At 31.8% G+C, this 13,975-nt stretch carries 13 protein-coding genes and 1 tRNA gene; 4 read left to right on the top strand and 10 right to left on the bottom strand.

The window, feature by feature from the left end; translation table 11 throughout:
* Positions 1 to 340 precede the first annotated feature (340 nt).
* Positions 341 to 1,387 carry a D-alanine--D-alanine ligase family protein gene (locus ACEW8E_RS01700; RefSeq protein ID WP_373478609.1) on the bottom strand — a complete coding sequence of 349 codons (1,047 nt, stop codon included), beginning with the start codon at positions 1,385 to 1,387 and terminating at the stop codon, positions 341 to 343.
* A gap of 106 nt (positions 1,388 to 1,493) precedes the next feature.
* Between ACEW8E_RS01700 and ACEW8E_RS01695 the strand changes: the two genes are divergently transcribed.
* On the top strand, positions 1,494 to 1,742 hold the full coding sequence (locus ACEW8E_RS01695; RefSeq protein WP_373478608.1) for a Ycf34 family protein: 249 nt from the start codon (positions 1,494 to 1,496) through the stop codon (positions 1,740 to 1,742).
* Positions 1,743 to 1,868: 126 nt separating this feature from the next.
* Here the strand turns inward: ACEW8E_RS01695 and clpB are convergent, their stop codons facing one another.
* Together clpB and ACEW8E_RS01685 are read right to left on the bottom strand one after the other, a co-directional pair.
* Positions 1,869 to 4,490, bottom strand: a complete 2,622-nt coding sequence (gene clpB / locus ACEW8E_RS01690; RefSeq protein WP_373478607.1) for an ATP-dependent chaperone ClpB — start codon at positions 4,488 to 4,490, stop codon at positions 1,869 to 1,871.
* A gap of 243 nt (positions 4,491 to 4,733) precedes the next feature.
* Positions 4,734 to 4,805 (bottom strand) — tRNA-Val (locus ACEW8E_RS01685).
* A gap of 45 nt (positions 4,806 to 4,850) precedes the next feature.
* Between ACEW8E_RS01685 and ACEW8E_RS01680 the strand changes: the two genes are divergently transcribed.
* Both ACEW8E_RS01680 and mazG read left to right on the top strand, forming a co-directional pair.
* On the top strand, positions 4,851 to 5,438 hold the full coding sequence (locus ACEW8E_RS01680) for a metal-binding protein (RefSeq protein WP_373478606.1): 588 nt from the start codon (positions 4,851 to 4,853) through the stop codon (positions 5,436 to 5,438).
* 10 nt (positions 5,439 to 5,448) lie between these two features.
* Positions 5,449 to 6,276 carry a nucleoside triphosphate pyrophosphohydrolase gene (gene mazG, locus ACEW8E_RS01675; protein WP_373478605.1) on the top strand — a complete coding sequence of 276 codons (828 nt, stop codon included), beginning with the start codon at positions 5,449 to 5,451 and terminating at the stop codon, positions 6,274 to 6,276.
* A gap of 143 nt (positions 6,277 to 6,419) precedes the next feature.
* On the opposite strand, the gene ACEW8E_RS01670 is transcribed toward mazG, so the two are convergent.
* From ACEW8E_RS01670 to ACEW8E_RS01645, 6 genes are all read right to left on the bottom strand, one after another.
* A complete protein-coding gene (locus ACEW8E_RS01670; protein ID WP_373478604.1) occupies positions 6,420 to 8,915 on the bottom strand; it encodes an EAL domain-containing protein in 2,496 nt (831 codons plus the stop codon).
* Positions 8,916 to 9,049: 134 nt separating this feature from the next.
* Positions 9,050 to 10,225, bottom strand: a complete 1,176-nt coding sequence (locus ACEW8E_RS01665; protein WP_373478603.1) for a class I SAM-dependent methyltransferase — start codon at positions 10,223 to 10,225, stop codon at positions 9,050 to 9,052.
* A 21-nt stretch (positions 10,226 to 10,246) separates the two neighbouring features.
* Entirely contained in the window at positions 10,247 to 10,831 is a 585-nt protein-coding gene (locus tag ACEW8E_RS01660; RefSeq protein WP_373478602.1) for a chromophore lyase CpcT/CpeT, read from the bottom strand.
* A 9-nt stretch (positions 10,832 to 10,840) separates the two neighbouring features.
* A complete protein-coding gene (locus ACEW8E_RS01655; protein WP_373478601.1) occupies positions 10,841 to 11,494 on the bottom strand; it encodes a HEAT repeat domain-containing protein in 654 nt (217 codons plus the stop codon).
* On the bottom strand, positions 11,491 to 11,781 hold the full coding sequence (locus ACEW8E_RS01650) for a hypothetical protein (protein WP_373478600.1): 291 nt from the start codon (positions 11,779 to 11,781) through the stop codon (positions 11,491 to 11,493). The genes ACEW8E_RS01655 and ACEW8E_RS01650 overlap by 4 nt, the downstream gene beginning before the upstream one ends.
* Positions 11,782 to 11,800: 19 nt before the next feature.
* Positions 11,801 to 12,394: a DUF3177 family protein gene (locus ACEW8E_RS01645; RefSeq protein WP_373478599.1), complete on the bottom strand. Its 594-nt coding sequence runs from the start codon at positions 12,392 to 12,394 to the stop codon at positions 11,801 to 11,803.
* A 141-nt stretch (positions 12,395 to 12,535) separates the two neighbouring features.
* Here ACEW8E_RS01645 and ACEW8E_RS01640 point away from each other — a divergent pair, with 141 nt between their 5' ends.
* On the top strand, positions 12,536 to 13,153 hold the full coding sequence (locus ACEW8E_RS01640; protein ID WP_373478598.1) for a VWA domain-containing protein: 618 nt from the start codon (positions 12,536 to 12,538) through the stop codon (positions 13,151 to 13,153).
* A gap of 74 nt (positions 13,154 to 13,227) precedes the next feature.
* Here ACEW8E_RS01640 and ACEW8E_RS01635 read toward each other — a convergent pair whose 3' ends face one another.
* Positions 13,228 to 13,821, bottom strand: a complete 594-nt coding sequence (locus tag ACEW8E_RS01635; protein ID WP_373478597.1) for a hypothetical protein — start codon at positions 13,819 to 13,821, stop codon at positions 13,228 to 13,230.
* Between the last annotated feature and the right edge of the window lie 154 nt (positions 13,822 to 13,975).

Raw genomic sequence — 13,975 nt, 5'->3', positions numbered from 1 at the left:
GACTGGATCTATTTTTTGACACCAGCGATTAAAACATGGTGGCATTGATGAAGATGTTGTTTCTTTCATTTTGACCTAAAAACGTTATAATACAAAAATTATAACCTAATTTCTTTTATCGTTTTGTTTAAGTACCGCTATCCGTTAATTTCTTCTTCAAAAATAATTTGCAAATAAAAATAACTAAAAGTAAAATCAGATAAACTTTAACTTTTTAATAGATTTTAAAGAAAGATAAATATAAATTTTGTAATGGGAAAATTTAAGGTAATAAACTTTACCGCAGGAATATAAAATTATTAATTTTCTACGGTAATTATGAAAAATCTTGAATCAATGACTAATTACTAATTGCTAAAGTAACTAATTTATCCACTAAATCAGGAAAACTAACTCCAGAGGCTTCCCATAATTGCGGATACATACTTAAAGCAGTAAAACCGGGTAAAGTATTAATTTCATTGATGAAAACTTCTTCTGTTTCAGGGATATAAAAAAAGTCAACTCTCGATAATCCTCTAGCATCAACGGCTTGAAATGCTTTTAAAGACATTTCTTGAATTTTTGTCGCAATGTGAGAAGGAATATCTGCTGGAATAATTAAATTCGCTTTACCATCAGTATATTTAGTTTCATAGTCATAAAAATCAGCATTATAAGTTATTTCGCCGATAACGGAGGCTTTTGGGTTATCATTACCTAACACCGCACATTCTACTTCCCTAGCTTTAACTCCAGCTTCGATGATAACACGACGATCAAGATTTGCCGCTTCGTCTAAGGCTTTTTCTAATTCTGCTCTAGTTTTTGCTTTACTAATACCAACCGATGAGCCTAAATTAGCAGGTTTAACAAAACAAGGATAACCTAATTTTTCGTCAATCTTATCACATAACTTAGGAAAACCACAAGCACCGCTCAAAATCTCCTCACGACTAACAGCTAAATAGTCAACTTGAGGTAAATTAACTTGTGCAAAAGCACTTTTCATGGCAATTTTATCCATTCCTACCGCCGATCCTAGTACACCAGAACCAACAAAAGGAACTTGCATTAAAGTTAGTAATCCTTGTACTGTACCATCTTCTCCGTTAGGACCATGTAAAACAGGAAACCAAACTTGAATCTGACTACATTCTAAGGGAAAATTCCATGGAGGAGTTGAAATAGAATCACTATCCTCTGCAATACCAGTATTTAAAACTTCCCTAGCAGTATCACCTCCTAACCAAATTCCTGAAGGTTGAATATAAATAGGGATAATTTCGTATTTTTCCGCATTATTTCCTGTGGATAAACCTTTGGCGATGGCTTGTGCAGATTTAATAGAAACTTGATGCTCTCCCGATTTTCCCCCAAATAATAAACCAATTTTAACTTTCTTCATGAAAATAAATATAAAAAACTAAAGTTTAAATGTTACCTTATTTTGATCCTGAAAAGAAAAATTAACGTTACATTAAAGAATAAGTAAGTTAACAGGAGAAAAAATTATGTGTATTTGCGTTAACTGTTTTTATGTTGATATTTGTAATACTTATTATGCAGTAGAAACCCAACATGAGCAACTTCATCTCACCGACAACCCTCATTTTGAACCAAAAGAGCCTTCAATAAATGTTAATATTCGGACAAATAACGATTATATTGAGACAGAGTGGGATGTCGTTGGCTGTGAAAGTTTTATGAAAGAAATGGGTAAATGGGGGAAATTACGCCCCGGAGAAGCAATACCCACATAAATTATTTAAGGAAAGAGGGGGAGAAGGGAGTTAGAAAAAATACTAAAAATATAGTTAAATATTCTTAGCTCTCTAAGGTTATTCTTACTCTATACTACTTTCCTATTTTTCCTTTGGGTTGCGCCCCTAATTTTTACGAAATACTAACTTCTCATTTTCATAAGTAATTGCTACTTTATCACCATCGCCAAAGGTTGTTTCAAGAATTTTAGTTGCTAGAGGGTTTTCTAACTCTCTTTGAATAGCACGTTTTAAAGGACGAGCTCCGTAAGTAGGATCATAACCTACATCCACAATATAATCTTGTGCTTCGGGGGTTAACTCAATAGTAATATTTTGCTCACCTAAAAGTTTTTGTAGTCTTACCAATTGTAAGCTAACAATTTCTCGTAATTCCTCTTTTTTCAACCCATGAAATATAATTAAATCATCGATACGATTGAGAAATTCTGGACGAAAATGCTTATTTAATGCTATTAAAACTTTATCTTTCATGGCTTCATAATTTTTATCATCCCCCGCTAACTTCAAGATATACTCACTACCGAGATTAGAAGTCATGACAATAATAGTATTGCGAAAATCCACCATTCGCCCTTGACTGTCAGTGATTCTACCATCATCTAACACTTGCAATAAAATATTAAAAACATCACGATGAGCTTTTTCTACCTCGTCAAGTAAGACAACAGAATAGGGGCGACGACGTATAGCTTCCGATAATTGTCCTCCTTCCTCGTAACCAACGTAACCCGGAGGCGCTCCAATTAATCTTGAAACTGCGTGTTTTTCCATATACTCAGACATATCAATTCTTACCATTGCCTCTTCTGAATCAAATAAAAATGCAGCCAATGCCCTTGCTAATTCAGTTTTTCCGACACCTGTAGGCCCCATAAACAGGAATGAGCCGATAGGACGACTAGGATCTTTCATTCCTGCTCTAGCCCTTCTGATGGCGGCAGAAACGATGGCTACGGCTTCATTTTGTCCGATGACTCGATCATGTAAATGGGATTCTAATTCCAGTAATTTTTGGCGCTCGGTTTCTAAGAGGCGATTAACGGGAATACCAGTCCATCCTGCCACAATTTCGGCTATATCTCCATCGCTTACCTCCTCTCGAAGCATAGCGTTTTCACCTTGCTGAATTTCCAGTAATTTCCCTTCTTTACTCTCAATATCGTGCTGTAATGTTTCTAATTTACCATATTTTAATTGAGCGGCGGTGTTTAAATCATAAGCCCTTTCTGCCTGTTCAACTTGTAATCTTAACTCTTTTTCTTCCTCCTTAAGGGTGTGAATTTCGTCTAATAATTCTTTCTCGATGAGCCATTGAGAGGATAATTCCCGTTGTTTGATTTGTAACTCATCAATTTCTGCGGTGATGCGTTCTAAATTATCCTGCGCGGATTTATCATTTTTTTCCTCTCCTTGTAATGATAACTGCTCCATTTGCAATTGCATTAAACGACGATCAAGTACTTCTAATTCAACGGGTTTAGAGGTTATTTCCATCTTCAATTTAGCGGCGGCTTCATCCACTAAATCAATGGCTTTATCAGGCAAAAATCGCCCTGTGATATAACGATGAGATAAAGTTGCGGCGGCAATCAAGGCGGAATCGGTAATTTTTACCCCATGATGAACTTCGTAACGCTCTTTTAAACCCCTTAAAATGGAGATGGTATCTTCTACGCTAGGTTGTTTGATATATACTTGTTGAAAACGTCTTTCAAGGGTTGGATCTTTTTCAATGTGTTTACGGTATTCATCAAGGGTACTTGCACCAATACAACGCAATTCTCCCCTTGCTAGTAAAGGTTTTAAGAGGTTTCCTGCATCCATTGCACCTCCTTCCCTTGAACCGGCACCCACTACCGTGTGAAGTTCATCGATAAATAAAATTATTTGCCCATCGGAGTTGATAACTTCTTTTAATACTGAACGTAATCTTTCTTCAAATTGTCCTCGATATTTTGCCCCGGCGATTAAACTGCCCATATCTAGGGAAATTAATTGACGATTTTTCAAAGATTCTGGCACATCACCGTTAACAATTCTTTGGGCTAAACCTTCAGCTATCGCCGTTTTACCGACTCCCGGTTCACCAATTAACACAGGATTATTTTTCGATCTTCGAGATAAAACTTGAATAACGCGCCTAATTTCATCATCTCTACCGATAACGGGATCTAATTTACCAGCTTTAGCTTCTTCTGTCAAGTCTCGGCCAAATTTGGTTAAAGGAGGCTCTTTTTCGCTAATTTCTTCAGGTTCGGTAGTTATAGCTTCTTCTTTCTCAATTTTAGTCTTAAAATCTTTAACTTTGATCTCGAAATCTTGAGGATCAATATTGAAACTTTTAAGAGTCTTTTTACCAATACGTTGATCCTCCGCAAAGGCTACTAATAAATGAGATACTCCGATAAATTCATCTTGCCAACTTTCTCGACAATTTTGAGCTCTATCCAACATCAAATCTAAACTGCGTCCTAAGTATAACTGATTGACGCTAAACATTCTCGGTTGACGAGTGGCAAATGTCTGTAATTGTTTATCTAAAATACTTGTATCGATTTTAACTTGATTTAAAATTTTTGTGGCGATGGTATTTTCTTCCAATAAAGCCAAGATTAAATGTTCGACTTCTAAATTTTGATTTTTTAATTCTCGACAAATATCTTGCGATCGCACAATGGCATCCCAAGCAATTTCAGTAAATTTATTTGGATCAGTTGGCTGCATCTTATATCATTTATGGATTATATACAGATCAATTATTAATCTTTTTTAACAAAATGTCATTAGAGAATCAATAATAATGATCAAGAATGGACTTAGAAGGAATTAGCTCATCAATTATTTGTGATATAATCAATTACAATATATGTCATATAACAACAATTAATTTAACTCGTAAGTCTATTCTAATGATTTAATCCAGATAAAAAGAGATTAGATCTAGTACAAAGTTGATTTACAATGTTATGGGCGATACTGGATTTGAACCAGTGACGTCCTGCTTGTAAGGCAGGCGCTCTACCACTGAGCTAATCGCCCTCAGTCACGTTTATTATTATAACAACTACTTAGAAAAAATGCAAGATGCCTTCGGGGAAAAATCACGATAAAATCACATGGCTTTGTTTACCCTTTATTTTAGGAATTTCTATCATCATAACCAGAGAGTTAGATTTAACCTTTTTGCTAACGATGGGGTTTATTTTTAGTGGATTAATGTTTGGTCCTGATTTAGATATTTATTCGATACAATATCAACGTTGGGGATTTTTACAGTTTATTTGGCTTCCTTATCAAAAAAGTCTCAAACATCGTTCTTTTTTCTCTCATGGTTTTGTTATTGGTACAATTATCAGAGTTTTTTATTTAACTTTTATTTTACTGATAGTCGCTTTTCTATTGGTGGCTATGGCAAAAATCATTTTCGGTTTTTCATGGCAGTGGCAAAAATTCATTATTAATAGTTATGAGGTAATTAAAAATCAATATTGGCAAGAAATATTATCTTTATTGATTGGTTTAGAATTAGGTGCAATGAGTCATTATATAGCTGATAATATCGATAGTCGGTTAAAGTCGAGGAATAAAAAAAAGTCTAGTCAATCAAAACAGGTTGTTTCTCGTCGGCGAAAAACTTTTAATAAAAACCGCAAAAAAGTTAACCATAAATAATGACAAAATTATGACGTTTTCTGAGTCTATCAATAATCAACAAATTTTAATTGCTTTAGATAAATTAATTCAGGTTGTCGCACAACTGAGAGCTACTGACGGTGGATGCCCTTGGGATTTAGCACAAACGCCTCAATCTTTGATACCCTATATTATAGAGGAAGCCTATGAAGTGGTAGATGCTTTACATTCAGAGAAAAAAGAAGCTATCACGGAAGAATTAGGCGATTTATTGTTACAGGTAATATTGCAGTCACAAATTGCTCAAGAAAAGGGAGATTTTTCCTTAGAAGAAGTGGCAGAAACCATTACAGCTAAACTAATTCGTCGTCATCCTCATGTTTTTGCAGATGTCAAAGTGGCTAATGAAACAGAAGTACATCATAACTGGGAGAAAATAAAACAACAAGAAAAGACAGAAAAACAAGAATCGAATTTATTGAGTGATAAACTAAAAGATTATGCTCGTAGTTTGCCTACTATTATGGCAAGTTTAAAAATATCTAAACAAGCAGCTAAAGCAGGTTTTGAGTGGGAAAATGCTGAAGGTGTTTGGGATAAATTCAAGGAAGAATTAGAGGAGTTTCAAGAAGCTATAGAAAAAGGAGATAAACAACACGCTTGTGAGGAGTTAGGAGATTTATTATTTACGGTAATTAACTTAGGAAGATGGTATAAATTAGATCCTACCATAGCTTTACAAGGAACAAATCAAAGATTTATTAAACGTATTGCAATGATGGAAAAATTTGCGGATAAACCTTTAGAAGAATATACAATCTTAGAATTAGAAACTCTCTGGCAAAAAGCAAAAAAACAGTTAATAGTTAATAGTTAATAGTTAATAGTTAATAGTTAATAGTTAATAGTTAATAGTTAATAGTTAATAGTTAAATACCAATCCTAAATCATTTGTAAGAAATCAAATATTAGTAAATAATGCTGAATCTATCATTAATTCTAAATTCTAACTTCTAAACTCTAAAAAGATAAACCCTGTTGAGAAGTCGTTATCAAAAAATTAGTTGCTTCATCAACGGGTAAAGGATAACTGAAAAAGTATCCCTGCATAATTTCACATTGTAAATCTTTGAGTAAGTTTAATTGTTCTTGGGTTTCAATACCTTCTGCTACTACTTGTAAATTAAAGCCTTTACCTAAAGTAATCACTGCGGAAATAATCGCTAAATCTTGAGGTACATTTTTTAATTCTCTCACAAAACTTTGATATATTTTTATTTTATTAAAAGGAAATTTTTTAAGGTATCCTAAAGAAGAATAACCCGAACCAAAATCATCCATAGAAATAGAAATTCCTAAATTAGTTAGTTGATCAAGAATATCTTTTGTTAATTCTGGATGATCAATTATACTTGTTTCCGTGATTTCTAATTCTAAATATTTTGCCTCTAATTGTGTCTGTTTTAAAATATTACTAAAAATAGATACTAAATTTTGTTTTTGAAATTGTCTAGCAGATAAATTTACAGCCATTTTTAAAGGTGGTAAACCTAATTTTTGCCATGTTTTATTTTGTTGACAAGCATTAAATAGTACCCATTCTCCGATAGAATTAATTAAGCCTGTTTGCTCTGCAATGGGAATAAATTGCTCTGGTGAAACTCTCCCTAATTCAGGATGTTGCCAACGGATTAAGGCTTCCATACCTACTATTTGACAAGTTTTGATATTAATTTGAGGTTGATAATATAATTGGAATTGATTATTTTTAATAGCTTCATATAAACATTCTTCCATGCGCAACAATTGAGTTTTTTTCTGATTCATTGAAGGATTATAATATTGATAGTTATTTCCTCCTTGATCTTTCATTCGATATAAAGCAGTGTCAGCATTTTTGAGTATCGTCTCCAAATTATCTCCATCTTGAGGATAAATAGCAATACCCATACTTAAATAAGCATAGAGTTTATATTCTAAAATTTGAAAAGGTTGTTTTAATGCTTTTAAAATCCTTTCCCCTACAATAGCAGCATCTTGAGAATGCTTGATTTCTGACAATAGAATTGTAAATTCATCTCCTCCCCAACGGGCGATTAAGTCGGCATTTCGTAAACACGTTCTAACTCTATGTGCTACTCCTTGTAAAAAACGATCTCCAATATCATGACCTAGAGTATCATTAATATTCTTGAATCGATCTAAATCAATAAAGATTACTGCAAACTGGTTTTTATATCTTTGCGCACGGGCGATCGCTTTATGTAGTTGTTCGTTAAACAAGTTACGATTTCCTAACTCTGTCAATAAATCATGACAGGCTTGATAACGTAACATTTCCTCTGCAAGTTTTCTTTCCGTAATATCTCTAACGGCATAACAAATAAATTCTTTCGCACTATAATAAATAGTAGTTACATTTACTTCAACTTGAATTAAAGAACCATCACGATGACGATGGATAGATTCTTGAATTAAATTAAGACGTTTTTTTTGTACTTTTTTAATAATACTGTCACTAACATCGGGATCTGCTGCCACTAAATCATATAATTTTAGAGATAAAATTTCTTGATCAGAATAACCCATTAAACTACAATAAGCATTGTTAGCTTCAATAATTTGTTTTGTAACAGGATCAACTAAAATAATTCCTTCAGATATTTGTCTTACTACAGCACGATATTTTTCTTCACTTTCCCGTAATGCTTTTTCAATTTTATCTCGTTGACTAAAGGAAAAAATATAACTTTTGATTTGAGTTTTGTTATCAATGAAATGTGCGTATTGAGTATAATATTGATCTTGATATTTTACTTCTCTTAAATAAAAATCTTTTTTAGTTTCCTGTAAGGATGATACGATATTTTTAATAAAAGGATGGGTTTGATATGTTTCTCTAAAATCAGTAAATTTACTCTTGAAAAAACTATTTGTATGGGTTATTTTTTCTTCTAAATCAATTATAAATAAAGGGCAGGTTAAATAAGTATTTTCATTGTGTAAAATAAAGAGAATTTCTTGAATAAAAAAGTTTTCTTGTTCTTCTTTATTAATTAATGTTGTATTTAATTGTAAGTCTTGAAAAATTGTATCTTTATCATTATCAATAAAATCATTGTTAATCAAATTCTTCTCATTTATACTTATATCTTCATAGTTATTGGTATTATTGACAAGATAGTTAACGATAACTTCATCTCCACCAATATTAATTTTATCTCCAGATTTTAACTCATGAGATAAGCATTTATTGCCATTAACAAATAAACCATTAGCACTACGATTTCCTTTTAAATCTCCGTCAATAATCCAAAATAATTCTTGTTGACTTTCATCTTTATATTTTACAGGTAATATTGAGCAGTGGTAACGAGATATAGTAGGATGATGGATAACGATAGTATTGCTAGAATGCCGCCCTACAGAATAAACTTGATTTTTCAAAATAATATCTTGTTGAATATTCGCATATTTAATTTTTATTATGTGTTGAATGTTTATTACATTACCCATTTTCAATAACCTTTACTATTAATTCTCAATAACCATTAATAAAACCATAAATTAATATTAACTTTACTGTCATTTTACTCTGCATTTTAATTTTCAAATCTTTTTTCTTTAATTCTTAAAAATTACAAATAATATCAATTAATAAATCCTTGCCATGAAGTTTTACTCTGTGTAAATATTAGATTTTTTCCTTGTAATAAAACACCAAAATTACCTAAACCTTCAGGATTAATTAAATTGTGTAATTCTTGACGACGTTGCAATATTTTTGTTAAAGATATTTTACCATTTGATAGTTCATTTAAGCGATCGCCTAATCCTAAATTCATCAAAAATAATGCTTGTTTTGTATATCCTAAATTACTTAAACCCAAAAATTTTCCATATTTTTCCAAAGCGGTAAAATTAACGTGGGATGTAATATCTTGAGAGCCAATATTAACATAAGGATTATCATGATGACGATGATTATAATAACATTTTAAAGTACCTTGACTACGTTGAGGATGATAATATTTTTGTGCATTATAACCATAATCAATAGTCAATAAAAAACCTTGTTTTAATTTAGTAAATACTTGTTTAAGCCATTGAATAGAGTTTAAATTGACTTCCGTTTGATAATTTTCTGGATAAGTTTCACTATCAAAAGTAATAGATAGTGTATCAAAATAATTTACTATTTCATTAGTAGAAAGAGAATCATATTTTGTCAGTAATTGAGAATTATTTTCTGTAAGATAAATTTCTTGTAATTGTTTTTCCCTAAATGTGATTAAATGAACAGACATGGCATCAATTAATTCATTACTAAAAAAACAACCAGTAATAGAATTATCGGAAATTGAATCTAAATCACACCATTTTAGTTTAATTAAATTACCAAACTTATTAGTTAATAAATCTTGTTGTTTAGTTTTTAATGCCTTAGATTTTTCAATGATAATATATTCAAGACTATGAGCAAAATTAGGGTAATGACTCAATATATAGTTAATAATTGTCAAGGCTAAATTACCATTTCCTGCACCCATTTCTACTAATTGAAATGAAGAAGGTTTACCTAAAGTTTGCCAAAATTCTTCTAATTGAATAGCTAATAATTCACCAAAATCTGTAGATAAAGAAGGGGATGTAAAAAAATCTCCTTGATTACCAATAATAATTTTCTCAGAGTTATAATAACCGTAATCTGAATCATATAGACATAAATCCATATATTCTGCAAAAGTTATTTGTTTATCAGGAGAATTATGAATAATCTCAAAAATTTTTTCTAATAATGGATTATGATCTTTATTACCATTCATAGGTTAACTTTTATTCCCTATTTATACTTCATTAGCAAAACTATTAATTCTAGTAAAATGAAAAGGGCCAGCTACTGAACCCCATAATAATTCATCAGTAATCGGATCTCTTCCTCTGTCAAAACTAATTAATTTTTCTTCGTTAATTTCAAAACTATTATCTAAATAAGATTCTTTACCTTTTCTAATAACAATACAGGCTTTTCCCGGTTTAATATAACCTTCAAAATGATCATTATGCCATTGAGCAATCATATCACAACCATTCATTTTTTCGAGATGCTCGAAGGTTAATTGTTTAAGTTTATCAAGATTTCTCGAAGCACCATAAAATGCTGTCTCCTCTTTTAGTTTATAATGTTCTAATTCTAAATGATCATCTACTGCTATAATTTTAAATACTCTTAAACGGTAGGGTTGATTAAGTAAAAAATTGTAGGCTTGTTCTAAAAATAAACTTGTACCACCTAATAAAGATTCAGGTAAAGGGCGCATACAAACTCTAATATGAGCAAAAAAAGGAGGATTATCAAAAGCCTGTTGTTGGTTACTAAAATCCGCCGCCATTAACTTTGCTAAATCCTTAATATTAGTGGAATAACTCATGTTTAATTCTTATTTATTATCTATTTTTTTCAATGCTAGTTTAGCACGGCTTTGGATAGCAATTTCTGCATCTATAGTAATTATTTCTTTTAATGTGTGAATAATTTTAAGGAGTAAATCTTGATAAGTAGAATCAATACTTTGATATAAATCTTCTAAAGATACAATAGAAGCATAACGGACTACCCATTCACCGTCATTAGCTGTAACTAAAAGAGTTTCTAAGACTTGAGTTTGAATTATGATAATATTTTCTGAAGGTAACTGATGCCATTGTAAATTACCTAATCCTTTGGTTGCGGCCCTTCTAACACTTAAAGAAAAGTCATTTAGTGCCGATAAAGTCAATAAATCTAAGGCTCGAATATCGCCAATTCCTGCAAATACTCTTACCGCCCAAGCCCTTGCACCATAATTATAATTATCTAAACTACGCAATAAAGGCTCGATAACGGATTCTCCTAAAGCAATCAATCCTTCTGTCGCAGCCACCGCCGCCCCTGGGTTGTTATAACCTAAAACTTGGATTAAAGTGGGGATAGCTTCTAAGGATTTACAATTAGCTAATTCCACCACGGTTTCATATAATTTTGGTGCTGAATCCGCTTTTTCCACCGCACTAATTAATTGAGTTATGGGAGTAATAATTGTTGATGTATTCATTGTTTAACTTTCATTAAGTGGATAAATTCTGATGGTATCAATCCTCGTTGAATATAGTTAGGATTTGCAGGATTATAAGGACTCCATAACCTATCAATGGTGATAATTTGAGCAGTAGGTGATAGTATAGGCAAATCAGGATCAAAATTCGTAGCACCGCTTAAATTACTAGAAAAGCCTTTAAAAATCATAATTTCGACTTCCTCTTCATTCTCTTTGGCTTTGATAACTAAAACCTCTTGAGAATTTTTTTGACTATAGCTTTCTAGTTGTTCAATGGTAATCATTTCAATAAAAAGTTTTTCTTTATTGTTGTAAAGCAATTCTACCTTGTTTGATGAGGCGAAAAGTTAAAAAATAGACAAAATAAATCAAGTAAATAGTTAAACCCATCATGCCCAAAAATCCGATAAATCCCGTGGTAGCATTAGGATGAAACCAACTTTTATAATGCCAAGGTGCTTCTAACCAAACTCGACAAAATTTTTCCACACTAGCATCAGAAGAAATGGTACAAGGTAAAAATGGTAAAAAGACTATAGCACTAATAGTACCATAAAAAGTAGTTGCCCATCGCCAAACGGTGAAAGTAAATCGGAGAGGTGTTTTCGCTAAATCTCTAATTTCGTCATTAATATCTACCCAAAACCAAAGACTAATTACTACTAAAATATGCCCTAAAAACCATGCCACATAACCTAATTCCCACACAGGAATCAATAAATAAATAGCGATGGCGATTAAACTAGCAACTCGCCAAAAAATCACCAATAAACGCTGAATAGAAGGAATTTGAGCCACTAATCCCCAAATAGAAAGAATTAACGGCACAATTAAACATAAAACCACAAATAACTTATAATTAGTCCACACTAAGGCTTTTAATAAAGTTTCTTCCATAAAAAATAATTTAGATGTTTAAACAAAACTAATTGTATCGTCAATTTGCAGTAAACCTTTTTATGAAACAAGGAAAGTAGTTTACTTTTGATATTTTTAGCTATGATTCAGGATAGAAATAAATATCAGAAATTGTAATCGATGAATACTGAATCTATTGTTACTAATCGAGACTATACTTTAATTATTGATAAAAGCGGTAGTTTAACCACCGATGATGGTACAGGTAAAACCCGTTGGGAAATAGCCCAAGAATCAACTTTTGCTTTAGCACAGAAATGTGACGAAATTGATCCTGATGGTATTACTATTTATTTATACTCAGGACGTTTCAAACGCTATGATAACGTAACGGCTGATAAAATTAGGGAAATCTACGCACAAAATGAGCCTATGGGCAAATCTGACTTAAAAACTGTGTTACAAGATGCCCTCAATAATTATTTTCAAAGGAAAGCTGAAGGTAACGCAAAACTCAACGGTGAAACGATGTTGATTATTACCGATGGTATTCCTGATGAGCCAAAAGAGATTATTCGTTTAATCATTGATGCTACTCACAAAATTGATCGAGATGAAGAATTAGGAATTTCTTTTATTCAAGTCGGGAAAGACAAAAAAGCTACGGAATATTTTAAAGCCCTTGATGATTTACTGCAAGATGCCGGAGCAAAATACGACATCGTTGACACTATTACCATTGATGACATAGAAAAAACGAATTTAACTCAAGTCTTATTAAACGCCGTTATTGATTAAACTGTAGGGTGGGCATTGCCCACTACAAATTAGGTATGCCGATTGCAGAATTTTTCTCTCATAATTGATGATGATTATTTGATTAACTCATTTATTATTTCTGTTAATTTTTGTGATTCTTCTACTTTTTCATTAACTTGAGGAATAATAGAGTTTAATTTATCTGTTAATTTTGTTTGTTCTTCTAAAGATAATTTTTGATCTTTCTGAGCTTGTTTAATATCATCACGATAATTAGTTAAATAAGCATCTAATTTTTCAAAGTAATTATCAATTCTGTGTTTAAAATCTTCATCAAGATATTTAGCTATTTCTTGATTCATTGATTTAATACTAGTCTCTAATGAATCGTTGAATTGTAGAGTTATTTCTTCTAGTGAAACAGTATAATAAGCAACTTTTTTATCAGCTTTTTTAACCTTTTTAGTATATTCTTTTGGCACAATCCAAGCCCAATGCCACCAATGTCTTTGTTGATATGAAACTGTGTCATAACCTTGATTTATATTTCGAGTTTTACTTGTTGCTTTTATATAGTTAAGATTAAGATTTTGATTTGACGAAAAAGTTGGCGATCGCAATTCTAAATCAACATCAAAAGTTTCTTTTAATCTTTGTTTTGCTTTTTCAATAATTGGTTTCGCTTCTTCCTCTACAGATTTTGCCAACTCATTTCTTTTATTGGCGTTGCTGAATTAAAGTATGATTTTTAGATAAGGTGATGCCGAAGGCACGCTACGCGCACGTATCTTTATTACTCTCTTAAATTATCACAGAGGCGTGCTGTGTACCAGAGCCGACGAGCGATCGCTCGTAACTTGT

Origin of the sequence: Geminocystis sp., assembly GCF_041753295.1 — a bacterium.
GTDB lineage: Bacteria > Cyanobacteriota > Cyanobacteriia > Cyanobacteriales > Cyanobacteriaceae > Geminocystis.
Note: the sequence above shows the minus strand (reverse complement) of the source record. Positions and strands in the feature narration are given on the sequence as shown.

Bases quoted from the DNA above. Each gene is read 5' to 3' on its own strand.
- ACEW8E_RS01700 (WP_373478609.1), bottom strand. From the start codon at position 1,387: ATGAAGAAAGTTAAAATTGGTTTATTATTTGGGGGAAAATCGGGAGAG.
- ACEW8E_RS01695 (WP_373478608.1), top strand. From the start codon at position 1,494: ATGTGTATTTGCGTTAACTGTTTTTATGTTGATATTTGTAATACTTAT.
- clpB (WP_373478607.1), bottom strand. From the start codon at position 4,490: ATGCAGCCAACTGATCCAAATAAATTTACTGAAATTGCTTGGGATGCC.
- ACEW8E_RS01680 (WP_373478606.1), top strand. From the start codon at position 4,851: ATGCCTTCGGGGAAAAATCACGATAAAATCACATGGCTTTGTTTACCC.
- mazG (WP_373478605.1), top strand. From the start codon at position 5,449: ATGACGTTTTCTGAGTCTATCAATAATCAACAAATTTTAATTGCTTTA.
- ACEW8E_RS01670 (WP_373478604.1), bottom strand. From the start codon at position 8,915: ATGGGTAATGTAATAAACATTCAACACATAATAAAAATTAAATATGCG.
- ACEW8E_RS01665 (WP_373478603.1), bottom strand. From the start codon at position 10,225: ATGAATGGTAATAAAGATCATAATCCATTATTAGAAAAAATTTTTGAG.
- ACEW8E_RS01660 (WP_373478602.1), bottom strand. From the start codon at position 10,831: ATGAGTTATTCCACTAATATTAAGGATTTAGCAAAGTTAATGGCGGCG.
- ACEW8E_RS01655 (WP_373478601.1), bottom strand. From the start codon at position 11,494: ATGAATACATCAACAATTATTACTCCCATAACTCAATTAATTAGTGCG.
- ACEW8E_RS01650 (WP_373478600.1), bottom strand. From the start codon at position 11,781: ATGATTACCATTGAACAACTAGAAAGCTATAGTCAAAAAAATTCTCAA.
- ACEW8E_RS01645 (WP_373478599.1), bottom strand. From the start codon at position 12,394: ATGGAAGAAACTTTATTAAAAGCCTTAGTGTGGACTAATTATAAGTTA.
- ACEW8E_RS01640 (WP_373478598.1), top strand. From the start codon at position 12,536: ATGAATACTGAATCTATTGTTACTAATCGAGACTATACTTTAATTATT.